At 66.9% G+C, this 21,122-nt stretch carries 20 protein-coding genes; 11 read left to right on the forward strand and 9 right to left on the reverse strand.

Annotated features, from left to right (window positions below; translation table 11 throughout):
- Positions 1–75: 75 nt before the first annotated feature.
- Genes K5K93_RS03240 through K5K93_RS03250 form a run of 3 tightly spaced genes read left to right on the forward strand, consistent with a single transcriptional unit; the run spans position 76 to position 1,985 of the window.
- Positions 76–846, forward strand: coding sequence for an SDR family NAD(P)-dependent oxidoreductase (locus tag K5K93_RS03240; RefSeq protein ID WP_093819629.1), 771 nt, complete (start codon positions 76–78; stop codon positions 844–846).
- A 49-nt stretch (positions 847–895) separates the two neighbouring features.
- Entirely contained in the window at positions 896–1,462 is a 567-nt protein-coding gene (gene yeiP, locus K5K93_RS03245; protein ID WP_006363947.1) for an elongation factor P-like protein YeiP, read from the forward strand.
- Positions 1,452–1,985 carry a hypothetical protein gene (locus K5K93_RS03250; protein ID WP_222390958.1) on the forward strand — a complete coding sequence of 178 codons (534 nt, stop codon included), beginning with the start codon at positions 1,452–1,454 and terminating at the stop codon, positions 1,983–1,985. The genes yeiP and K5K93_RS03250 overlap by 11 nt, the downstream gene beginning before the upstream one ends.
- Positions 1,986–2,057: 72 nt before the next feature.
- On the opposite strand, the gene K5K93_RS03255 is transcribed toward K5K93_RS03250, so the two are convergent.
- The 4 genes from K5K93_RS03255 to K5K93_RS03270 form a co-directional block, all read right to left on the reverse strand.
- Positions 2,058–2,768, reverse strand: coding sequence for an MliC family protein (locus K5K93_RS03255; protein ID WP_222389758.1), 711 nt, complete (start codon positions 2,766–2,768; stop codon positions 2,058–2,060).
- 83 nt (positions 2,769–2,851) lie between these two features.
- Positions 2,852–3,244, reverse strand: a complete 393-nt coding sequence (locus tag K5K93_RS03260; RefSeq protein ID WP_222389760.1) for a nuclear transport factor 2 family protein — start codon at positions 3,242–3,244, stop codon at positions 2,852–2,854.
- Positions 3,225–6,389 (reverse strand): multidrug efflux RND transporter permease subunit, encoded by a 3,165-nt coding sequence (locus K5K93_RS03265; protein WP_222389761.1) that lies wholly within the window; start codon positions 6,387–6,389, stop codon positions 3,225–3,227. Before K5K93_RS03265 ends, K5K93_RS03260 begins: the two co-directional genes overlap by 20 nt.
- 21 nt (positions 6,390–6,410) lie before the next feature.
- A complete protein-coding gene (locus K5K93_RS03270; RefSeq protein ID WP_222389762.1) occupies positions 6,411–7,559 on the reverse strand; it encodes an efflux RND transporter periplasmic adaptor subunit in 1,149 nt (382 codons plus the stop codon).
- Between the two features lie 130 nt (positions 7,560–7,689).
- Here K5K93_RS03270 and K5K93_RS03275 point away from each other — a divergent pair, with 130 nt between their 5' ends.
- Both K5K93_RS03275 and K5K93_RS03280 read left to right on the forward strand, forming a co-directional pair.
- Complete coding sequence (locus K5K93_RS03275; RefSeq protein ID WP_093819639.1) at positions 7,690–8,406, forward strand: response regulator; 717 nt, start codon at positions 7,690–7,692, stop codon at positions 8,404–8,406.
- Positions 8,406–9,473, forward strand: a complete 1,068-nt coding sequence (locus K5K93_RS03280; protein ID WP_025874770.1) for an ATP-binding protein — start codon at positions 8,406–8,408, stop codon at positions 9,471–9,473. Before K5K93_RS03275 ends, K5K93_RS03280 begins: the two co-directional genes overlap by 1 nt.
- Here K5K93_RS03280 and K5K93_RS03285 read toward each other — a convergent pair.
- The 3 genes from K5K93_RS03285 to K5K93_RS03295 form a co-directional block, all read right to left on the reverse strand.
- Positions 9,451–11,283 carry a DUF4105 domain-containing protein gene (locus K5K93_RS03285; protein WP_222389763.1) on the reverse strand — a complete coding sequence of 611 codons (1,833 nt, stop codon included), beginning with the start codon at positions 11,281–11,283 and terminating at the stop codon, positions 9,451–9,453. The two genes, K5K93_RS03280 and K5K93_RS03285, sit on opposite strands and share 23 nt — an antisense overlap.
- A gap of 40 nt (positions 11,284–11,323) precedes the next feature.
- Positions 11,324–11,623 carry a DUF2388 domain-containing protein gene (locus tag K5K93_RS03290; protein WP_032975508.1) on the reverse strand — a complete coding sequence of 100 codons (300 nt, stop codon included), beginning with the start codon at positions 11,621–11,623 and terminating at the stop codon, positions 11,324–11,326.
- Positions 11,624–11,685: 62 nt separating this feature from the next.
- Entirely contained in the window at positions 11,686–13,074 is a 1,389-nt protein-coding gene (locus K5K93_RS03295) for an FAD-binding oxidoreductase (RefSeq protein WP_222389764.1), read from the reverse strand.
- A 169-nt stretch (positions 13,075–13,243) separates the two neighbouring features.
- Between K5K93_RS03295 and serA the strand changes: the two genes are divergently transcribed.
- Positions 13,244–14,485, forward strand: coding sequence for a phosphoglycerate dehydrogenase (gene serA, locus K5K93_RS03300; protein ID WP_032975510.1), 1,242 nt, complete (start codon positions 13,244–13,246; stop codon positions 14,483–14,485).
- A gap of 75 nt (positions 14,486–14,560) precedes the next feature.
- Here serA and K5K93_RS03305 read toward each other — a convergent pair whose 3' ends face one another.
- A complete protein-coding gene (locus K5K93_RS03305; RefSeq protein WP_222389766.1) occupies positions 14,561–15,175 on the reverse strand; it encodes an NUDIX hydrolase in 615 nt (204 codons plus the stop codon).
- A 132-nt stretch (positions 15,176–15,307) separates the two neighbouring features.
- Here K5K93_RS03305 and K5K93_RS03310 point away from each other — a divergent pair, with 132 nt between their 5' ends.
- Both K5K93_RS03310 and K5K93_RS03315 read left to right on the forward strand, forming a co-directional pair.
- Positions 15,308–16,783, forward strand: coding sequence for an amino acid permease (locus tag K5K93_RS03310; protein ID WP_025874781.1), 1,476 nt, complete (start codon positions 15,308–15,310; stop codon positions 16,781–16,783).
- A 97-nt stretch (positions 16,784–16,880) separates the two neighbouring features.
- Complete coding sequence (locus K5K93_RS03315) at positions 16,881–18,308, forward strand: amino acid permease (RefSeq protein ID WP_032975512.1); 1,428 nt, start codon at positions 16,881–16,883, stop codon at positions 18,306–18,308.
- A gap of 60 nt (positions 18,309–18,368) precedes the next feature.
- On the opposite strand, the gene K5K93_RS03320 is transcribed toward K5K93_RS03315, so the two are convergent.
- Positions 18,369–18,743, reverse strand: a complete 375-nt coding sequence (locus K5K93_RS03320) for a hypothetical protein (RefSeq protein WP_093819647.1) — start codon at positions 18,741–18,743, stop codon at positions 18,369–18,371.
- A 247-nt stretch (positions 18,744–18,990) separates the two neighbouring features.
- Between K5K93_RS03320 and K5K93_RS03325 the strand changes: the two genes are divergently transcribed.
- The 3 genes from K5K93_RS03325 to mtnC all read left to right on the forward strand — a co-directional run bounded on the left by K5K93_RS03325 (position 18,991) and on the right by mtnC (position 20,980).
- Positions 18,991–19,632, forward strand: coding sequence for a methylthioribulose 1-phosphate dehydratase (locus K5K93_RS03325; protein ID WP_222389767.1), 642 nt, complete (start codon positions 18,991–18,993; stop codon positions 19,630–19,632).
- A 91-nt stretch (positions 19,633–19,723) separates the two neighbouring features.
- Positions 19,724–20,281, forward strand: a complete 558-nt coding sequence (locus K5K93_RS03330; RefSeq protein WP_093819651.1) for an acireductone dioxygenase — start codon at positions 19,724–19,726, stop codon at positions 20,279–20,281.
- A 3-nt stretch (positions 20,282–20,284) separates the two neighbouring features.
- Entirely contained in the window at positions 20,285–20,980 is a 696-nt protein-coding gene (mtnC, locus tag K5K93_RS03335; protein ID WP_093819653.1) for an acireductone synthase, read from the forward strand.
- Positions 20,981–21,122 lie beyond the last annotated feature (142 nt).

The following is a 21,122-nucleotide window of genomic DNA, read 5'->3' on the forward strand; positions in this document are numbered from 1 at the left end:
GGCGGCGCAGTGCACAACAGCGGCTGCCGTCGCTTCCGTTAGAATCGGCGGCTCTTGAACCTGCAGGACCGTGTAATGCAACTTTCTTCCGTGCGTGCCGTGATCACTGGCGGCGTCTCCGGCCTCGGCCTGGCCGTGGCCCAGCACCTGGTTGCCGAGGGTGGCAAGGTCGCCCTGTTCGACCTCAACGACGCCAAGGGCGCGGCCGCTGTTGCCGGCCTGGGGCAGGACAACGCCCGCTATTTCAACGTCAACGTCAGTGATGAAGCGTCCGTGGCGGCGGCCATCGACCAGGCCTGCGATTTCCTCGGCGGCCTGAATGTCGCCATGAACTGCGCCGGCATCCTCGGCGCTGGCCGCGTGCTGGGCAAGGAAGGCCCGATGCCGCTGGCCGGGTTCCAGGGCACGGTGATGGTCAACCTGGTCGGCAGCTTCAATGTCGCCAAGGCCGCAGCCAACCGCATGCAGCACAACGAGGCCGGCGTGGACGGCGAGCGCGGCGTGATCATCAACACCGCCAGCGTTGCCGCCTACGAAGGCCAGATCGGCCAGGCCGCCTACTCCGCCTCCAAGGGCGGCGTGGTGGCGATGACCCTGCCGATGGCCCGCGAGCTGTCGCGCTTCGGCATCCGCGTCAATACCATCGCGCCGGGCGTGTTCTGGACGCCGATGGTCGATGGCATGCCCGAAGCCGTACAACAGTCGCTGGCCGCATCGATCCCGTTCCCGTCGCGCCTGGGCAAGCCGGAAGACTTCGCCAGCCTGGTCGGCCACATCCTCGGCAACACCTACATCAACGGCGAGACCATCCGCCTGGACGGCGCCACCCGGCTCGCTCCGAAGTGATTCCCCCCGGGCGCCGGGACGGCGCCCTCCCCCAACGACCAACATCACCATGAAAGCCAACGACATCAAGAAGGGCAACGTCGTCGAGTTCAACAACGGCGTCTACCAGATCCGCGACATCGAGCGCAGCTCGCCGCAGGGTCGCGGCGGCAACGTCCGCTTCCGCTTCATCATGTACAGCGTGCCGGGCGGCAACAAGCTCGACGCCAGCTTCGATGCCGACGACAACCTGGTCGAAGTCGAACTGCTGCGCCGCCAGTCCACCTACTCGTACAAGGACGGCGATGCGTTCGTGTTCCTGGACGACGAGGACTACACCCCCTACACCCTGGACGCGGACGTGATCGGCGATGACGCCGGCTACATCACCGACGGCCTGACCGGCATCTACGTGCAGGTGATCGACGAGCAGCCGGTGGCCATCCAGCTGCCGGCCTCGGTGGTGCTGGAAGTGATCGAGACGCCGCCGGAACTGAAGGGCGGCACCGCCACCAAGCGCCCGAAGCCGGCCAAGCTCAACACCGGCATCGAGATCATGGTGCCGGAGTACATCGTCAACGGCGAGCGTGTGCTGGTGAACACCGCCACCGGCGAATTTGCCGGCCGTGCCGATTAACCGCGCTGCGCTGATCGCCTGCCTGTCCCTGCTCGTGGCGTGCTCGCCGCGGGCAGCGGACAGCACCGGTGACGTCGCGGCGGACGCGGTGACGCAGCCCGCCGCTGCGGACACCGTTGCCGCTGCGGTGGCACCGGCCGCAGATGAAGCAGATGCTGTGGCGACGCTGGCGGACACCCCCGACGAGGAGCAACAGGTGCGGGCTGCCGCCGGTTGCAGCGTCCCCGACGACGTCGCTTTCGTGCAGGACATCCGCATCTACTGCGGCATGCCCGCCGATGTGCAGGCCTTCATCGAACGGGAGAACAGCTGCCAGCATTTTGCCGGCGAAGAACCCTACGACGACGCCCGTCGTCGCGAGCTGGAAGCCGCCATCGCCAGGTTCTGCGACGATCGAGAGAAGATCTTTGCCGACCTGGTGGCCCGCCATCGCGATGACTGCGCGATCCGGCAGGCGTTGATCGGTGTGAACCTGCGCTACGACCTGTCTCCGGATCTGGATCTGAAGCCCTGCAAGGGCTGACGCAAAAAAGGGGACGGAGGGGATGACGTCGTTCATGGCACAAACGACGTCACCCCCTCCGCCCCCTTTTTTTTATTTGCCGCCGAAGTTGCCGCAGCCGTGGTACTGGCGCGTGCCCACGGCCAGCATCGCCTTGGCCTCGAATGTCTCGCCACTCATGCCGTCCTGGCAAGTGGTGCGTTGGAAGCTCAGCTTGATGTCGGTGCCATCCGCCGCCTTGCCCACCCAGCCATCCGCACCCTCGGTCGGTTTGGCGACGGTGAAGCGGCGCTCGCCGTAATCCACATCCACCTGCAGGCCCGGCGTATCGCCGTCGACGACGGCCAGCCAGCCCGGCTCGTTGCCGGTGGCACGGAACGCCGCGTTACCGGCACTGCCATCGCCCTCGGTTGCCTCCACCGCGTTGCATTCGCGGTCCGCCTCGCCCTTCAGGCTGAGCAGCGCGTCGTCATTGCCGCGGGTCCAGAAGCTGTTGCCCTTGCCGTCGGCATACTTCGCACCGGAGGCTGCACGTTCGGAGGACATCGCGAAACTGCGGCCGCCAATCACAACCGTCGCCGCGTCCTCACCGTTGAAGGTGGCGCGCACATCAAGGTCGCCGCAGCGATAGAGGGTTTGGTTGCCGGCGCCATCGCCGCCGCCATCAGCAGCGGCGGCCACCGGCGCCGGTGCCGGCGTTGCGGCCGCATCGCCTGCATTACTGGCGGCCGGCGTCTGGGCCGGCTGGCAGGCGCTCAGCGCGAGGCCGAGGGAGGCAGCCAACAGACTGGGAATTACACGCATGGCTCGACTCCTTGTCGAAACTACAGAGACCCTGGACCCTACCATCTGCACGCAAACGGGGCCTGAAAGCCGCATGACCCTGTTCAGCCTGCCAGCACCGCCATCGACAGCAGCTGCGCGCCGATGGCACTGGAAGCGCTTGTCCAGACGCGCAACAGGCGCAAGCGCTGCACGTGTTCGCGTCCCCGCCAATGCACATGCAGCTGAACATCACTGGACAACAGCGCCAGCCGACCACACAGCAGCGTCTCGACCGCATGCGCCTGCAGCGCATGAATCTGCAGATGCCCATGTCGCCAGTCCTGCAACCAGGGCAGCTCGAGCACCCGCCCACCCTGTCCGTCCATCATGAACAACGCTGGTGACAACAGCGCAGCAACCGCGCCATGGTCGCCGTCCAGCAACGCATCGCGCAGCTGCTGTTCCAGCACGCGCAGCTGCGCCTCGTGCAGGCCCTCAGGGTTCCTGCTTTCCATCCACCTGCTTTCCATCCACGCTTCCTCCCGGCGCCGGCCGGCGTCGGCGCAGGCGCTGCGCAAGCCACTGCTGCGCCCCCTGCACCACCACATAGAACACCGGCACGAAGAACACGGCCAATACGGTCGCACTGACCATGCCGCCGAACACACCGGTACCGATGGCCTGTTGCGTTTCCTTTGAAGCACCCTGGGCCAGCATCAGCGGCACCACGCCCAGCGCGAACGCCAGCGAGGTCATCACGATCGGTCGCAACCGAAGGCGTGCTGCTTCGATGGTCGCCTCGACCAGACCGCGTCCCTGCTGTTGCAGTTGGCGGGCGAACTCGACGATCAGGATCGCGTTCTTCGCCGAAAGTCCGATCACCGTGATCATGCCGACCTTGAAGAACACGTCATTGGGCATCTCGCGCAGCAACACCGCAGCAACAGCGCCGAGCAGGCCCAACGGCACCACCAGCATCACCGCCAGCGGGATCGACCAGCTCTCGTACAGTGCCGCCAGCACCAGGAACACCACCAGCATCGACAGCAGCAGCAACCACGGTGCCTGGGCACCCGACTCGCGTTCCTGCAGCGACTGGCTGGTCCACTGCAGGGCGAAACCCGCTGGCAGCTGCTGGGCAAGGCGCTCCATCTCGACCATCGCCTGGCCGGTGGACACCCCTCCGGCAGGTGCGCCGGACAGACTCAATGCCGGGAACCCCAGGTAGCGTTGCAGCTGCAGCGGCGCCTCGGTCCAGTGTGGGGTGACCAGTTCGGACAGCGCCACCATGCCGCCTTCGCTGTTGCGGACATACAGCTTCAGCACGTCTTCCAGCTGCATCCGGTGCGGCGCATCGGCCTGCATGATCACCTGCTGCATGCGCCCGCGATTGGGAAAATCGTTGACGTACTGCGAGCCCATTGCCGCCGACAACGTGGCACTGATGTCGGTGAACGCCACGCCCATCGCTTCGGCCTTGGCGCGATCGATGTCCAGCCGGACATTGCTGCCCGCAGGCAGGCCATCGGCATTCACTTCGGCCAGCAACGGACTTGCCTCTGCCAGCTTCAACAGCTGCTGCAGGGCAGCGCGCAGCTCGGCCTGGCCCTGTCCGGTACGCGCCTGCAACGCCAGCGAGAAGCCGGAGGAACGGCCAAGGCTGTCGATGGCCGGCGGCATCACGCTCATCACCTCGCCTTCCGGGACCGTTGCCATGGCCTGCTGCGCCGCCTTCACCTCGTCCGATGCGGTGCTGCCGCCGCGTTCACCCCAGCCCTTCAACATGGTGTAGGTCAGCGCCGCGCTCGGGCCGGAACCGGAAAAGCTGTAGCCGAGGATGGCCTGGTTGGACGCGATCGCCGGCCGCGAGGCGACATGCTGTTCGTAGGCTTCGACCACCGCCAGCGTACGCTCGGCGGTTGCTTCGGCCGGCAGCTGGATGGAAGTCATGAAATAGCCCTGGTCCTCTTCCGGCAGGAACGCACCCGGCAACCAATGCAGGCCGATCAGCAGCGCCACCAGCAAGGCCGCGAACAGGCCCATCACCCGGCCACTGCGCCGCAGTACGGCCGCCACGCCCTGCTGGTAGCGCCCGGTCATCCGCTCGAAGCCGCGGTTGAACGCACCGAACACGCCGCCGCGACCATGGTGGCCACGCGTGCCCTGCCGCAGCAGCGTCGCGCAGAGCGCCGGGGTCAGGCTCAGCGCCAGCAGTGCCGAGAACAGGATGGACACCGACATCGCCACGCTGAACTGGCGGTAGATCGCACCAACCGAACCACTGGCCAGCGCCATCGGGATGAATACCGCCGTCAGCACCAGGGTAATGCCGATCACCGCACCGGTCAGCTCACGCATCGCCTTGATCGTGGCCTCGCGCGGCGGCAGCCCCTCTTCGGCCATGATCCGCTCCACGCCCTCGACCACCACGATCGCGTCGTCAACAATGATGCCGATCGCCAGCACCATGCCGAACATGGTCAATACGTTGATCGAGAAACCGAGCGCCAGCATCACCGCGAAGGTGCCCAGCAACGCGATCGGCGCGACCAGGGCGGGGATCAGCGTATAGCGCCAGTTCTGCAGGAACAGGTACATCACTGCAAACACCAGCAGCATCGCCTCGATCAGGGTCTGCAGCACCTTCTGGATCGATACTTTCACGAAGGGCGCGGTATCGAACGGAATGCTGGATTCAACACCGTGCGGCAGCAGCGGCTGCAGGTCGGCCATGCGTTCGCGCACCGCCGTGGCGGTACGCACCGCATTCGCACCGGGGCGCAGCTGCACGCCGGCGGCCGTCGCCGGATAGCCATCTTCGCGCGTGCCCCAGGCATAGCTCTGCGCGCCCAGTTCGACCCGGGCGACATCGCCAAGCAGCACCCGCGAACCATCGGCACCGGCCCGCAGCACGATCGCCGCAAACTCCCCGGGCGTGGACAGCTGGCCTTCGGCACTCAGGGGCACGGTGATGCGCTGGCCGGGAACACCGGGCGAATCGCCGATGCGGCCCGGCGAGATCTCCAGGTTCTGCTGCTCGATCGCGCTGGCGACATCGCCCATGGTCAGGCCGTAGCCGGTCAGGCGGGTGGGGTCCAGCCAGATCCGCATCGCCTGTTCGGCACCGAACAGCTGCACGCGGCCGACGCCGTCGATGCGCCGCAGCTCCTCGATGATGTTGCGCGCCATGAAATCCCCCAGCGCCGCTTCGCTGACACTGCCATCGGGTGAGCGCAGGCCCACCAGCATCAGGAATCCGGAGTCGGCCGCCTCCACGAACAGGCCGTTCTGGCGCACGCTGCGCGGCAGGCGCGGCTCGATCGCCTTGATCCGGTTCTGCACGTCCACCTGCGCCAGCTCAGGATCGGTGCCGGGCTTGAAGGTGGCGGTGATCGACGCTTCACCGGAAGTATCCACCGACGATTCGAAGTACAGCAGATGCTTGACGCTGGACAGCTCACGCTCGATCAGGCCGACCACCGCATCATTCAACGTCTGCGGGCTGGCACCGGGATAGCTGGCATAGATGCTGACGCTGGGCGGTGCGACCGCCGGGTAGCGCTCGACCGCCAGCCGCGGAATGGCCAGCACGCCGGCCAGGATGACGAAGATCGCCAGCACCCAGGCAAATACCGGGCGATCGATGAAGAAACGGGCCATGTCGTAGGTTCCTGGAAGGGCTCAGCCCTGGCGTTCGGATGTCGGCGGTGCGCTGGCACTGGCGACCGGCACCTGCCAGTCGCGCGGATCGACCAGCACGCCTTCCTGCAGGCGCTCCTGGCCTTCCACCACCACCTTCTCGCCGGCCTTCAGGCCGTGCCGCACCAACCATTGCCGGTTGACGCTGCCGTCCACCTCCAGCGTGCGGATCACCGCCTTGCCATCGTCGGCGATGACCCAGGCATAGGCCTGGCCACCGGCGCTGCGCAGCACTGCCTGCTGCGGCAGCAGCAGCGCGCTGGCCGGCGCACCACGGGGCACCCGCGCACGCACGTACATGCCGGGCAGCAACTGCCGCTCTGGGTTGTCGACCAGGATGCGCAGGATCACATCGCCGGTGCGTGCATCGACATTGACACCGGAGAACAGCAGCCGACCGCGCTCGGGCAGCGGCGTACCCGCCGCGCCGATGATGGTCACTGGCAACTCGCCGGCCACCGCGCTGCGCTGCAGGGACTGCAGCTGCGAAGCAGGCTGGCGCACGTCCACGTAGACCTTGTCGATCTGCTGCACCACCGCCATCGGTTCGGCGTCGGCGACGCCGACCAGCGCGCCTTCGCTCACCAGTGCCTGGTCGATGCGGCCATCGATCGGTGCACTCACCGTGGCGTAGCGCAGGTCGAGCTGACGTCGCGCCAGGATTGCGCGCGCCTCGTTGACCGCTGCCCGGGCCTGCTCATGCTCGGCACTGGCATCGTCGCGGTGCTGCTGGCTGACCGCCTGCGCGGCCGCCAATGCCTGCAACCGCTGTGACTGCAACCGGCTGCGACCCAGTGCCGCCTCGCTGCGCTGCAGGGCCGCCAGCGCCGAATCGACGTCGGCGCGGAACGCCGCAGGGTCGATCTGGAACAGCGGTTGGCCCGCATGCACTTCCGCCCCCTGCTCGAACATCCGGCGCTGCACGATGCCGCCGACCTGCGCACGGATCTGCGCGGTGCGCACGGCCGCCACCCGGCCAGGCAGCTCATCATCGCGCTGCACCACCTGCGGGCCAACGGTCACCACGCTGACACGCGGTGCGGCTTCGACGGTCGGTTCGGGGCGGGAGCAGGCCGTCATGGCCAAGGCGAAGGCCGCGACCAGCGCGACCGGAGTCCTGAAGGTTCTCATTGCTGTGCACAGTGCCGCAGACGCGGCTGAGGAATCATGAAGCGCGCAGTGTGCGTGGCGATGATGGGGTTTCGATGGAGGAAGTGTGGAGATACGATGGAGGGCAAGCACCTTCCGGCCTCGCCTTGCCATGCATGCCTCCCCTGCCCTCGCGGCGCTGGTCCTGATCGTCGAGGACGAAGCCGAGATCGCCGACATCCTCACCGCCTATCTTGAACGCGAAGGCCTGCGCACCCTGCGTGCGGCCGATGGCCAGGCGGCCCTGGACCTGCATCGCAGCATGCGCCCGGACCTTGTGCTGCTGGACGTGCAGCTGCCGCGGCTGGATGGCTGGAGCGTGCTGACCCAGCTGCGCCAGCGCGGTGAAACGCCGGTGATCATGCTGACTGCGCTGGACCAGGATCTGGACAAGCTGACCGCATTGCGGATGGGCGCCGATGACTATGTGGTCAAGCCATTCAACCCGGCGGAGGTGGCGGCACGCGTGCGTGCAGTACTGCGGCGTACGCTGCGCAGCCCGCGCGCCGATGCTCCCAGCGCCCTGCGCGTGGGCCCGTTGCTGATCGATACCGCCACCCACGCGGTGCATGTGGAAGGCGACGGCTACAGCCACGAGCTGCTGCTGACCCTCACCGAGTTCAAGCTGCTGCATTGCATGGCATTGGCCCCGTCACGGATCTTCAGCCGCAGCGAGTTGATGCACGAATGCCTGCCGGAAAGCGAAGCGCTGGAGCGTACCGTGGACAGCCATGTCAGCAAGCTGCGGCGCAAGCTGGACGAAGTGGGCCTCACCCAGATTCCGACCAGCGTGCGCGGTGTCGGCTACCGCCTGATGGCCGACCGCTGATGCGCCGCTCCGGGCTCAGCCGGCACATCATCGTGTCGATGTCGCTGATGGTCGTCGGCGTCATCGTGATGGTGATCCTCTCTTCATGGCTGCTGTACGCCGTACTGATCGAGTTCTTCCCGGCCAGCGCCGAAGAGCCGGAAGGATGGCTGCCAAGCGGGCCGGAGCTGGCCTGGATGGTCGGGGTAATCCTGACCGGGCTGGCGCTGGCGATCGCTGCCTCGTTCCGACTGGCCCACCGCATCCTGTCGCCGCTCAATTCACTGGTGGACAGCGTGCGTGCGCTGGCTGGCGGCGATCTCGGCGCGCGCGCCACGGCCGAGGCCAACTCGCCCGGCGAGGTCGCAGCGCTGGTGGACGATTTCAACGCGATGGCACGCCGCCTGCAGCACATGGAAAGCGAACGGGTGATGTGGCACGCGGCCATCGCCCACGAACTGCGCACACCGGTGACGATCCTGCGCGGCCGCCTGCAGGGCCTGGCCGAAGGCGTGTTCCAGCCCGATGAGTCGCAGTTCCGCAGCCTGCTGGCGCAGGTCGAGGGCCTGTCACGGCTGATCGAGGACCTGCGGGTGTTGAGCCTGGCCGACAACGCCCGCCTCGACGTGCGCCGCGCCCGTACCGATGTGGTGGCCGAGGTGCATTCGGTGATGACCCTGGTCGATCCCGCGTTCCGCAGCGCCGGCTTCGTGCTGGAACTGGAAACCAGCCGCGAGGAGCACCCCGCCCATTGCGACCCGACGCGGTTGCGGCAAGCGCTGCTGGCCTTGCTGGAAAACGCGCGCCGCTATGCCAACCCTGGCAAGGTGCGCATCGCCGTGCATGACACCGTGGCCCATGTGCAGGTGGCGATAGAAGACGAAGGCCCGGGCATCGACCCGGCCCTGCATGCGGACATCTTCAATCCATTCATGCGCGGCGACGGCTCACGATCGCGCCTGGGCGGTGGCAGTGGCCTCGGCCTGGCGGTGGTCAAGGCCATCGCCGATGCGCACGGCGGCCAGGTCTACTGCACCCCGGGCACCAGCGGCGGCAGTCGTTTCATCATCGAGCTGCCGCGCCAGTAGGCGGCACTGCGGCCGCCTGCTCGCGCACGCGCGCGCCCAGCGCAGTGAGATTGCGGTCGATCTCATCCAGCTCACGTCGCTGCGATTGCGGCAACTGCGCGCGCAGCTGCACGCGCAGTGCCTGCCAGGCGGGTACCGCCTGTACGCTGGCAGCGGCCGCTGCCCGTGCCACCTCCGCCTGTTCGTCCGCCTGCGGCAGGCCGTAGCCAGCGTCGGCCAGCAACTGGCCCGGCCGCAACCACTGCCCGCTCTGTTCCAGCAACGCGCGCAGCGAGCGGGTAGCGCCGCTGTCCGGGTTGGCCAGCAACCGCCGCTTCAGTGCATCGCGCGCGCGCAGCTCCGCACGCCGCTGCGCCGCCTGCTCCAACAGCAGCAGGCCGGCACTGGCACGCACATCACCGCGCAGCAGCCACGGTGCGCGCCGTTGCGCCGGCAGCGCCAGCCATGCGCGCACATCGCGCGCCGGCAACGCCATCTGCGCGGCGGCAACCGCGAACAGCTGCTGGTAGTGGTCGCGCGCCGAAGCAAAGTAGTAGCCCTGCGCCTGGGCCTGCGCGGGATCGGCCAGCACCTGCTCGTCCAGCGCATGCAGCCGCGCCAGGCGGCGGCGCAGCCCGCGCGGGCTCAGCTGGGCCAGGCCGGCTTCACCCAGGCGCGGAACACCGGCCTGCAGCAGCTTCGCCGTCTCCACCGCGCAGTTGTTGCTGACGAAGTAATAGCGACCGTCATAGCTCCAGTGCACCTGGGCGGTGCGCTCGAGCAGGCTGGCGATCTCGCTGCGGTCCAGCTGCAGCGGCAGCGAGGCCAGTCCGCGCAGCTCGACCTTGGTGTATTCGTCCACCACCTGCTGCAGCGGCAGCACGAACAGGCGCGAAGGATAGCCACCGGTCAGCCCGCGCCAGTTGGAGATCTGCACATCGCCGACGAAGGCGCGGAAGGACAGCACCCGATGATGCTCCAGGTCCAGCCTGCAGTCCGGGCCCGGCGCGCGGCCGGGACGGCAGATCACCAGCCGCAGCATGCTGTGGCCCCAGCGGCTCATCGGCTGCGCACTGCCTTCGGCAAACAGGTAGTCCACGGCATACACCCGCGCCGGGTCCAGTGCGAGCAGCGATGCAGCGCCCTCTTCCGCATCGGCCTGCAGCAGCGGAACGGTGCCCGCACAGTGCGGCGCGGGCAGTGAGGGCGGCGTACCGAAATGCGCCTGGTACCACTGCGCCAAGGCCGGACGGCGGCAGGCGAACTCTGCATCGAGCACGAAGTGTTCGGCGTTCACCGCCAGGTACTCGGCCGGGTCGGTCAGTTCGTAGGCATCGGGACTGCGGTCGCGGAAGGCGTTGTCACCGCGGCCCAGATGCCAGGGCTTGCGCTGCCAACCTGCAAGGTCACGCCAACGGGCGCTGCGTGACCAGTGCGCCCCCGTGCGGTCGGCAACATGGGTCAATTCGTGCACCAGCGCACTGCGCCGGGCGCGTCGGGCACCGGCCGCATCGTCGTCCAGCAGGTCGCGGCGCAGCGCGATGCCCCCGGCGAAGGCACGGCCATGCACGTTGGCGGGCAGGTCGTCACGCCAGCCGACCTGCACCTGCGCGGGCAAGGCACGCAGCAGGCCGTCGGGCAGCAACGACTGCACATCAGCCAGTGTCTGCATTGCTACCTGCTGCTGCGCCGGGCCCAGCCCGGCCAGGTCCAGCTGCAGGCGGTCGGCGGCACGGGCTGTTGGAATGACCAGCCACGCCAACGCAGCGAGCCAGCCCATCCGCCTCCGTCGCATTGGGCCATGCCCGGCAGCGTTCCACGCAGGTGTCATGAGGTTGCCGGCCAGCGGCCGGCACTACCCGGGCGCTGGATCAACGCGCCAGCAGGGCGCGTGCCAGCTGCAGGTCGCTCTGCTGCTGCGCAGCTGCATCCTGCTCACGCAGGTGCACCAGTGCCGCCTGCAGGCGCGCGCCACGGATCTGGCCATCGCTGGCGACAAACGCAGCCGCATCATCGCGGGCAGCCAGCACCACCTTGTCATCGCCCGAACTGCTGCCCGAGGAACCCGAAGAGGCGCCCGTCGCCGAACCGGCCGAGGTGCCGGCAAAACTCGAAGCGACGCCGGCCAGCGGCAGGGACAACAGGGCAAGCAGCAGGAACGGACGGATCATGGTCAGGGAGTTCATCGATTGGGTGGGTGGAGCGTAACGGCTGGGTGAAGACTTTGCCCGTGTCAAAGGTCGAACAATTTGCCGGGATTCAGCCGCCCTTCGGGATCGAACGCGCGCTTGACCGCCTTCATCAGCGCGATCTCGGCCGGTCCACGGGTGCTGTCCAGGTAGCCTTTCTTGACCAGGCCGATACCGTGCTCGGCCGAAATGCTGCCATTGAAGCGCGCCAGCACCTGCGCCAGCAGCTTGGTGACATGCTCGCACTGGCTTACGAAGTCCGCATCGCTGGTGCCGTCCGGCTTGAGCACGTTGATGTGCAGGTTGCCGTCGCCGATGTGGCCGAACCAGACCACGTCGAAGTGCGGGTAGGCCTCGCCGATCAGCGCCTGGGTCTCGGCCAGGAACGCCGGCATCGACGAGATCCGCACCGAGACATCGTTCTTGTAGGGCTTGTAACGTGCCAGCGCCTCGGTGATGCCCTCGCGCAGGCGCCACAGCTGCGCCGCCTGGGCATCGCTGGCACTGATCACGCCGTCGCTGACCCAGCCGTTGCCCATGCAGTCCTCGAAGGCCGCCATCGCCGCCGCTTCCTGCGCCTCGTCACCGGCAGCAAACTCGGTCACCACGTAATAGGGATGCACCTCATCGAGCGGTGCCTGCGCACCATGGGCCAGAACATGTTCCAGCGCCCGGTCGGTGAAGAATTCAAAGGCCTGCAGCTGCAGCCGCGCACGGAAGGCGGCGAACACCTGCATCAGCACGTCGAAGCTGGGCAGCGCCAGCAGCATCACGTTGCTGGCCGGCGGCGGGTCGGTGAGTTTCACCGTGGCCTCGACGATCACGCCCAGCGTGCCCTCCGATCCGATCAGCAGCTGGCGGAAATCGTAGCCGCTGGAGTTCTTGATCAGGCCCTTGTTGAGCTCGAGCAGTTCGCCCGTGGCGGTAACCACTTTCAGTCCGGCGATCCATTCACGGGTATTGCCGTAGCGGATCACCCGGATGCCACCGGCATTGGTGGCGATGTTGCCGCCGATCGAGCACGACCCGCGCGCCGCGAAGTCCACCGGATAGATGAGGCCATGTTCAAGGGCCGCGTTGTGCAGCGCCTCCAGCGGCATGCCGGCCTGCACCACCAGGGTGCGGTCGACCGCATCGTAGTCCAGCGCCTTGTTCATCCGCTCCAGACTCAGCACCAGCTCGCCATTGGCCGCAACCGCACCGCCGGAAAGGCCGGTGCGACCGCCGGAGGGAACCACCGCCACGCCCTCGGCCGCGGTCCAGCGCATCACCGCCTGCACTTCTTCAACCGTGGCCGGCAACGCGATCGCCAGCGGCGCCGGTGTCCAGCGCCGGGTCCAGTCGCGGCCGTAATGCTCCAGGTCGGCAGGGTCGGTCTTCAGCTTCAGGCCGGGACAGGCCTGCTGCAACGAGGCGATGCGGGAATCGGTCATGACGGTCCGGCGCGGGGCGTGAACAACGGGCAAGCGTGCCAGTGGCCGGGCCCAGCGTCCAGCCCTGCAGAGCCTTCAATAGCTGCAGTTGCAACCAATTGCGCACTGCACCATGGGCGTTGCGATCTGGCATAGTGGTCAGCCCCTGTCCCACTGGCCGTGCCGCCCCATGTCGCCGAAGAAGACCTCGTTCCCGAAGCAGGATATCCGCGTGCTGTTGCTGGAGGGGGTCAGCCAGACCGCCGTGGAGGTGTTCAGCGCCGCCGGCTACAGCCAGATCGAGGCGCACACCAAGGCGCTTCCCGAGGACGAACTGAAGGCGCGCATCGCCGAAGCCCACATCGTCGGCATCCGCTCGCGCACCCAGCTCAGTGCCGAGGTGCTGGCCGAGGCCAAGCGCCTGATCGCGGTCGGCTGTTTCTGCATCGGCACCAACCAGGTCGACCTGGATGCGGCCGAGCTGGCCGGCATTCCGGTATTCAACGCGCCCTACTCCAATACCCGCAGCGTGGCCGAACTGGTGATCGCCGAAGCGATCATGCTGACCCGCGGCATCCCGCAGAAGAACGCCGAATGCCATCGCGGCGGCTGGTCGAAATCGGCCAGCGGCAGCCATGAGGTGCGCGGCAAGGTCCTGGGCATCATCGGCTACGGGCACATCGGCACCCAGGTCGGCGTACTGGCCGAATCGCTGGGCATGCAGGTGATCTTCCACGATGTGGAAACCAAGCTGTCGCTGGGCAATACCCGTGCGGCGGCCAGCCTGGACGACCTGCTGGCGCGTGCTGACATCGTGACCCTGCACGTGCCGGAGACGCCTTCCACGCAGTGGATGATCGGCAGCACCGAGCTGGCGAAGATGCGCCGCGGCGCGCACCTGATCAACGCCGCGCGCGGCACCGTGGTCGACATCGATGCGCTGGATGCTGCATTGGCCAGCGGCCACATCGGTGGCGCCGCGCTGGACGTGTTCCCGGTCGAGCCGAAGGGCAACGGCGATATCTTCGAATCGCCGCTGACCCGCCACGACAACGTGATCCTGACCCCGCACGTCGGCGGCAGCACGCTGGAAGCGCAGGACAACATCGGCATCGAAGTGGCGGCCAAGCTGGTGCGCTACAGCGACAACGGCAGCACCCTGTCGGCGGTCAATTTCCCGGAAGTGACCCTGCCCGAGCACGCCGACAGCCTGCGCCTGCTGCACATCCACCAGAACGTGCCGGGCGTGCTGTCCAAGGTCAACGAGATCTTCTCGCGGCACAACGTCAACATCGACGGCCAGTTCCTGCGCACCGACCCGAAGGTGGGTTACGTGGTGATCGACATCACCGCCAGCGAAGAGCAGGCCAGCGCGGTGCGTGACGAGCTGGCGGCGATTCCGGGCACCTTGCGCACCCGCATCCTGTATTGAGATGTACGTCGCCGGGCGTGGCCCGGCGGAATGCGTCCGGCATTGCGTCATCCACGCGTGGCGTGGATGCGTCTTTCAGCGCGCCAGCCAACGGCGCGCCATGCGCTGCATCGATTCGTCCGACTGGGGATCGCTGGCGACCTCGGCCACCGGTCGCCAGGCCAGCTCCAGCGACTCTTCGCTGAGCACGAAATTCTCTCCGCCCAGCGCACGGATCACGAAACGCACGTCGTAGTGCCAGTGCCCCGGCACCTCCTTGCGCTCGGGAATCCAGTGCTTGTCGATATCGAAGATGGCCGGATCATCCAGCACCAGGCCGCTCAGGCCCGATTCCTCCTCGGCTTCCTTCAACGCTACCCGGGCCAGATCGCGGTCGCCGTCGGCGTGGCCACCCAGCTGCAGCCAGCGCTGCAGCTTGCGATGGTGGGTCAGCAGCAGCCGCTGGCCATCGGCGCTGACCAGCCAGCAGCTGGCGGTGAAGTGGCCGGCCAGGCGTTCGCGGCGGAAAGCATCCTCCGCATCGTCGATCAATGTGCTGAATTCGGCAGCAAGGGCGTCGTGGGCGGGTTCTTTGCGCGCATGGTCATGCAGCAGGCCGCGCAAGCGATCGTCAAGTGCGGCAAGGGATTCGGTGGTTTCGCTCATGAATGCGGGGTGCCTGGAAAAATACCTGCCATTATCGCCGTTCATTGTTGCGTTTGCGCTTGTGCGGTGCCTTCAGCATTGGCTAAGGTACAGCGGGCCGTTCGCACGGCTTTCACGATTCCAGGCCGCCGGCAATGTACTGGCGGCCCTCCCAATCCGATCATCAGGAAGTACTGCATGCTGAAAGCTCTGTTGAGGGTCAAGCCGGTCGAACCGGCCGGGCACGTCGATGCCGGCGAACCCATCGAAGGCAGCCTGGATGGCGAAGCCACGTTGAAACGGACCCTCACGGCGAAACACCTCATCATGCTTGGCATTGGTGCGGTGATCGGCGCAGGCATTTTCGTGCTTACCGGCCAGGCCGCGGCCAACCACGCCGGCCCGGCGGTCATGCTGTCGTTCGTGTTCGCCGGCATCGCCTGCGCGCTGGCCGGCCTGTGCTACGCCGAGTTCGCAGCGATGATGCCGGTCTCCGGCAGCGCCTATTCCTACTCCTACGCCACGCTCGGCGAGGGCATGGCCTGGTTCATCGGCTGGTGCCTGGTGCTGGAGTACCTGTTCGCCTCGGCCTCTGTCGCGGTGGGCTGGTCGGCGTACCTGATCAGCTTCATCACCACCACGCTGCACATGCCGTTCCCGGACGCGCTGAGCGCGGCGCCGATCGCCTGGAACGGGCACGAGTTCGCCGCCTCCGGCAAGCTGTTCAACCTGCCGGCGGTGCTGATCGTGGCGGCGGTGACCGGCCTGCTGTACGTGGGCGTGACCCAGTCCGCGTTCGTCAACGCGATCATCGTGGCCATCAAGGTCTTCGTCATCTGCCTGTTCGTGGGCATCGGCGCGGCCCACGTGGACCCGGCCAACTGGCACCCGTTCATCCCGGAAAACACCGGCGTGTCCGGCGAGTTCGGCTGGAGCGGCGTGTTCCGCGCGGCCACCATCGTGTTCTTCGCCTACATCGGCTTCGATGCGGTCTCCACCGCCGCCGGTGAAACCAAGGACCCGCAGCGCAACATGCCGATCGGCCTGCTCGGCTCGCTGGCGGTGTGCACCATCGTCTACATCATCGTCTGCGCGGTGCTGACCGGCATGCTGCCCTACCACCTGCTGGGCACCGACAAGCCGGTGGCCACCGCGCTGGAAGCCTACCCGAGCCTGTCCTGGCTGAAGACCGCGGTGGAAATCGGCGCGATCGCCGGCCTGTCCTCGGTGGTGCTGGTGATGATGATGGGCCAGACCCGCATCGCCTACACCATCTCGCGCGATGGCCTGCTGCCGAAAGTGTTCGGCAAGGTCCACAAGCGCTTCCGCACGCCGTACTGGGCCACGATCGTGGTCGGCGTCATCGCCGCGTCGCTGGCCGGCCTGGTGCCGCTGAACGTGCTGGGCGAACTGGTTTCCATGGGCACCCTGCTGGCCTTCGCCACGGTCTGCATCGGCGTGCTGATCCTGCGCTACACCCGCCCGGAGCTGCACCGTCCGTTCCGCGTGCCGCTGGTGTGGGTGATCTGCCCGCTGGGCGCGCTGTCGTGCCTGTTCCTGTTCTGGCAGGCGTTCGTGGTGCATTGGCACCTGTTCGTAGGCTGGACCGTGCTGGGCCTGCTGATCTACTTCGGCTACGGCATGCGCCACAGCAAGCTGGCCAAGTCGCCCTGATCCTCCCGACGGGCCGGCCCCTGCGCCGGCCCGTCGATATCCGCAAGCATTTCCGCCCGCGCCCGGTCACCGGGCGCATCGCACAAGACCACCACACATGTTCAAGCAACTGTGGGCCACCAAGCATCCGCATGCCGCCCATGAAGACGCCAACGGCCTGAGCCTGCGTCGCCACCTCGGCCCCTGGGGCCTGACCGCACTCGGCATCGGCGCCGTGATCGGCGGCGGCATCTTCGTCATCACCGGCCAGGCCGCCGCCAACCACGCCGGCCCGGCCATCATGCTCTCGTTCGTGCTGGCCGCGATCTGCTGCGCCTTCTGCGCCCTGGCCTATGCCGAGTTCGCGGCGATGGTGCCGGTTTCCGGCAGCGCCTACACCTATACCTACGCCACCTTCGGCGAGCTCTCGGCCTGGTTCATCGGCTGGATGCTGGTGCTCGAGTACGGCGTCTCCGCCTCGGCCGTGGCGGTCAGCTGGACCGGGTATTTCCTCAGCCTGCTCAGCCATTTCGACATCCATCTACCGGCGGCGCTGGTCAGCGCCCCCTTGGATGCGCAGCTGCGGCCCACCGGCGCCATCGCCAACATTCCCGCCGCGATCCTGGTGCTGCTGTTGACCTGGCTGTGCTACGTCGGCATCAGCAAATCCTCGGCGATGAACATGGCCATGGTCATCCTCAAGACCGGGCTGATCGTGCTGGTGATCGTGGTCGGCTGGAAGTACGTGGACACCAGCAACTGGACCCCGTTCATCCCGGCCAACGAAGGCCCCGGCAAGTACGGCATGGAAGGCGTGCTGCGTGGCGCGGCGATGGTGTTCTTCGCCTACATCGGCTTCGAAGCGGTATCGGTGGCCGCGCAGGAATCACACAAACCGCAGCGCGACATGCCGATCGGCATGATGCTGTCGCTGGTGATCTGCACGGTGCTGTACATCGCGATGGCTGCAGTCATGACCGGCCTGGTGCCTTACCAGCTGCTGGGCACCGATGAGCCGGTGGTGACCGCCGTGGCCGCGCATCCGCAGCTGGGCTGGTTGCGCGTGGTGGTGGAAATCGGTGCGTTGATCGGCCTGTCGTCGGTGGTGCTGGTGATGATCATCGGCCAGCCGCGCATCTTCATGATCATGGGCCGCGACGGCCTGTTGCCGCCGGTGTTCACCAAGATCCACCCGAAGTACCGCACGCCGCATATCAACACCGTCATCACCGGCATCGGCATCGCCCTGCTGGCGGCGCTGTTCCCGCTGGACATCCTCGGCGAGCTGACCTCGATGGGCACGCTGATCGCCTTCGCGGCGGTCTGCGCCGGCGTACTGATCCTGCGCCGCACGCAGCCCGACCTGCCGCGCCCGTTCCGCATTCCGGGTGCATGGCTGGTCTGCAGCCTGGGCGTGATCAGCTGCCTGGCGCTGCTGTCGGCGATGACGTTGCACAACTGGATGCTGATGGGCGTGTGGACGTTTGTCGGCTTCGTGATCTACTTCTTCTACGGGTTCAAACACAGCCGCCTGCGCGGGAAGTAAGAGCGGCAGGGCCATGATGGCCCTGCCCTCCTGCTCCGAGGGGTGGGGTGCCCGCCTCGTCTAGCGACGATTGAACCAGATGAGCTGCTGCTGCCAGCCGGCACCGGCCATGCAGGCCCTGAACTCGCTGCTGCGGTCGGACGCATTGACGTCCACGATGTAGCTCTCCTCTTTCGGCATCGGCACCAGGTTGTACTTGCCATCAATTGCGCAGACTTCATCAAGCCTGCAGGGCACCTTGCGGTCCTCATAGACAGTGCGCGTGGCCACTTCATTCCTTACCGGCCAGTGATCGTCAGCCCGCGCCGTGCAACTCGAGTGTGCGGGGCCGAATGATCGAGCTCCCGCATCCATCTTCACCCATTCCATTGTGCAGCCGCTGCAGGCCAGCACGATACCGATCACTCCCATCACTCCCATCGCGCGCGCAATCATCGAAGTACTCCTGTCCTTGGCGCCGGAATTTCTGCTGCCACCCGATGGTGTTTCGCGACACGAAAGCTGTCTACGACCGGAATCGCTTTCAGCACGAGCGCTGTCTTCCCCATTCAGCCAGCGCTGTGCTTGCCTCGATCCAAATCCTGCCCACCGTCTGCCGGCAAACCGCGGAGCCTTGTCCACGCAGCAGGCCAGCTACCGCCCCGCAGGCCCAGCAATGGGCTGGATCACGTAAAATGCCGGTATGAACGCCCCCACCTTCCCCTACGACACCGCGCGCCTGAGCGAACTGGCCCAGCTGCTGATCGACAACGTCCGCGAACTGGCCCAGGCCGGCTGGACCCCGGCCACCAGCAGCAACTTTTCCCACCGCCTGGACGACCGCCACGCCGCGATCACCGTCTCCGGCAAGGACAAGGGCCGCCTGATCGAAGACGACATCATGGTCGTGGATTTCGATGGCAAGGCCGTCGTCCGCCCGCTGCGCCCGTCTGCCGAAACCCTGCTGCATACCCAGCTGTATCGCCGCTTCCCGGAGATCGGCTGCGTGCTGCATACCCATTCGCCGGTGCAGACCATCGCCTCGCGCCTGTATGCACCGCAGGGCCATATCCGGGTGGAAGGCTACGAACTGCTGAAGGCCTTCGCCGGCAACAGCACCCACGAGATGGCCATCAACATCCCGGTCTTTGCCAACACCCAGGACATGGACGTGCTGTCGGCCCAGGTCGACGCCCTGCTCGACACGCAGACCCTCTGGGGCTACCTGATCGACGGCCACGGCCTGTATGCCTGGGGCCGCGACATGGCCGAAGCACGGCGGCACATGGAAGCGTTCGAATTCCTGCTGCACTGTGAGCTGGAGCTGCGCAAGCTGCGTCGCTGAAGTTTCCGGCACCGCCAGATGCCGTTCTGGAATCAGGCGGTCAATGCCACCCTGCTACCCTGTCCTTCCCCGAGACGTTCAAGCTGCCGCCATGAGCCGACTGCGCATCTACGACGACACCCGCCCCGAATCGCCGCTGCTGGACACCCAGGACGGCGCGATCATCGCTGCCGAACTGCAGAAGATCGGCGTCACCTTTGAACGCTGGCAGGCCACCGCGCCGGTCGCCCCGGGCGCAAGCCAGGACGAAGTCTTCGCCGCCTACCGCGCCGACATCGACCGCCTGGTTGCCGAACGCGGCTTCAAGAGTGTGGACGTGGCCTCGATCGCCCCGGACAACCCGAACCGCGCCGAGCTGAGGAAGAAATTCCTCGACGAACACTTCCACAAGGAAGACGAAGTACGCTTCTTCGTCGCCGGCTCGGGCCTGTTCACCCTGCACGTGGGCGACAAGGTCTATGAGATCGAGTGCGTGAAGGATGACCTGATCGCCGTGCCCGACGGCACCACCCACTGGTTCGACATGGGTGATGAGCCCAGCTTCGTGGCGATCCGCTTCTTCACCGAACCGGATGGCTGGGTCGGTCACTTCACCGGCACCGACATCGCGCAGAAATTCCCCCGTTACATTCCGACCCAGGCGTCCTGATCAATGCAGCCCCGCGTCATCCTGACCGACATCGAAGGCACCACCAGCAGCATCTCGTTCGTCAAGAACGTGCTGTTCCCGTACGCACGCCAGGCGCTGCCCGGCTTCGTCGCCGAGCATGGCCAGCAACCGGAGGTGCGTCGCTGGCTGGATGCAGTCGCCACCGAGATCGGCGGCGCCTGCCAGGACAGCCTGGTGGTCGAGACGCTGCAGGGCTGGATCGACCAGGACCGCAAGCACACCGCACTGAAGGCCCTGCAGGGGCTGATCTGGGACGCGGGCTACCGTCGTGGCGACTACACCGCGCACTTCTACCCGGAGGTAGCGCCGGTGTTGAAGGGGTGGCACGCCTCGGGCCTGCCGCTGTATGTGTACTCCTCCGGCTCGGTGCCGGCACAGAAGCTGTTCTTCGGCTTCAGCGACGCCGGTGACCTCAGTCCGCTGGTGTCGGGCTGGTTCGATACCGAAGTCGGTGGCAAGCGCGAGGCCGACAGCTACCGCCACATCGTGCAGGCCATCGGCGTTCCCGCTGGCGAGATCCTGTTCCTGTCCGACGTGGTCGAGGAACTGGACGCCGCCCGCGAAGCCGGCCTGCAGACACGCCTGATCGATCGCCTGGACGACTACCCGATGCCGCGCATCGGCGACGCCGCCAACGGCCATGATCGCGTCGAGAACTTCCAGCAGATCCAGCTGTAAAGCGCCGCCCCGCTGCGCCCGCCGGGCATCGCCCGGCGCTACCGGGCACCGGCTCCGGTAGAGGCCAACCTTGGTTGGCGATTGGGGCCCCGCGCCAGAAGCGTGCCAACCAAGGTTGACACCTGCCAAGGCGGGTAGACGG

Source organism: Stenotrophomonas sp. DR822, assembly GCF_019793815.1.
Taxonomy (GTDB): Bacteria; Pseudomonadota; Gammaproteobacteria; order Xanthomonadales; family Xanthomonadaceae; genus Stenotrophomonas; species Stenotrophomonas indicatrix.

Excerpts from the sequence above, each read along its gene's own strand:
- K5K93_RS03305 (WP_222389766.1), bottom strand. The coding sequence starts at position 15,175 with ATGAACGGCGATAATGGCAGGTATTTTTCCAGGCACCCCGCATTCATG.
- K5K93_RS03295 (WP_222389764.1), bottom strand. The coding sequence starts at position 13,074 with ATGACCGATTCCCGCATCGCCTCGTTGCAGCAGGCCTGTCCCGGCCTG.
- K5K93_RS03310 (WP_025874781.1), top strand. The coding sequence starts at position 15,308 with ATGCTGAAAGCTCTGTTGAGGGTCAAGCCGGTCGAACCGGCCGGGCAC.
- K5K93_RS03255 (WP_222389758.1), bottom strand. The coding sequence starts at position 2,768 with ATGCGTGTAATTCCCAGTCTGTTGGCTGCCTCCCTCGGCCTCGCGCTG.
- K5K93_RS03330 (WP_093819651.1), top strand. The coding sequence starts at position 19,724 with ATGAGCCGACTGCGCATCTACGACGACACCCGCCCCGAATCGCCGCTG.
- K5K93_RS03265 (WP_222389761.1), bottom strand. The coding sequence starts at position 6,389 with ATGGCCCGTTTCTTCATCGATCGCCCGGTATTTGCCTGGGTGCTGGCG.
- K5K93_RS03285 (WP_222389763.1), bottom strand. The coding sequence starts at position 11,283 with ATGACACCTGCGTGGAACGCTGCCGGGCATGGCCCAATGCGACGGAGG.
- serA (WP_032975510.1), top strand. The coding sequence starts at position 13,244 with ATGTCGCCGAAGAAGACCTCGTTCCCGAAGCAGGATATCCGCGTGCTG.
- K5K93_RS03290 (WP_032975508.1), bottom strand. The coding sequence starts at position 11,623 with ATGATCCGTCCGTTCCTGCTGCTTGCCCTGTTGTCCCTGCCGCTGGCC.
- K5K93_RS03275 (WP_093819639.1), top strand. The coding sequence starts at position 7,690 with ATGCATGCCTCCCCTGCCCTCGCGGCGCTGGTCCTGATCGTCGAGGAC.
- K5K93_RS03270 (WP_222389762.1), bottom strand. The coding sequence starts at position 7,559 with ATGAGAACCTTCAGGACTCCGGTCGCGCTGGTCGCGGCCTTCGCCTTG.
- mtnC (WP_093819653.1), top strand. The coding sequence starts at position 20,285 with ATGCAGCCCCGCGTCATCCTGACCGACATCGAAGGCACCACCAGCAGC.
- yeiP (WP_006363947.1), top strand. The coding sequence starts at position 896 with ATGAAAGCCAACGACATCAAGAAGGGCAACGTCGTCGAGTTCAACAAC.
- K5K93_RS03280 (WP_025874770.1), top strand. The coding sequence starts at position 8,406 with ATGCGCCGCTCCGGGCTCAGCCGGCACATCATCGTGTCGATGTCGCTG.
- K5K93_RS03315 (WP_032975512.1), top strand. The coding sequence starts at position 16,881 with ATGTTCAAGCAACTGTGGGCCACCAAGCATCCGCATGCCGCCCATGAA.
- K5K93_RS03325 (WP_222389767.1), top strand. The coding sequence starts at position 18,991 with ATGAACGCCCCCACCTTCCCCTACGACACCGCGCGCCTGAGCGAACTG.
- K5K93_RS03320 (WP_093819647.1), bottom strand. The coding sequence starts at position 18,743 with ATGATTGCGCGCGCGATGGGAGTGATGGGAGTGATCGGTATCGTGCTG.
- K5K93_RS03260 (WP_222389760.1), bottom strand. The coding sequence starts at position 3,244 with ATGGAAAGCAGGAACCCTGAGGGCCTGCACGAGGCGCAGCTGCGCGTG.
- K5K93_RS03240 (WP_093819629.1), top strand. The coding sequence starts at position 76 with ATGCAACTTTCTTCCGTGCGTGCCGTGATCACTGGCGGCGTCTCCGGC.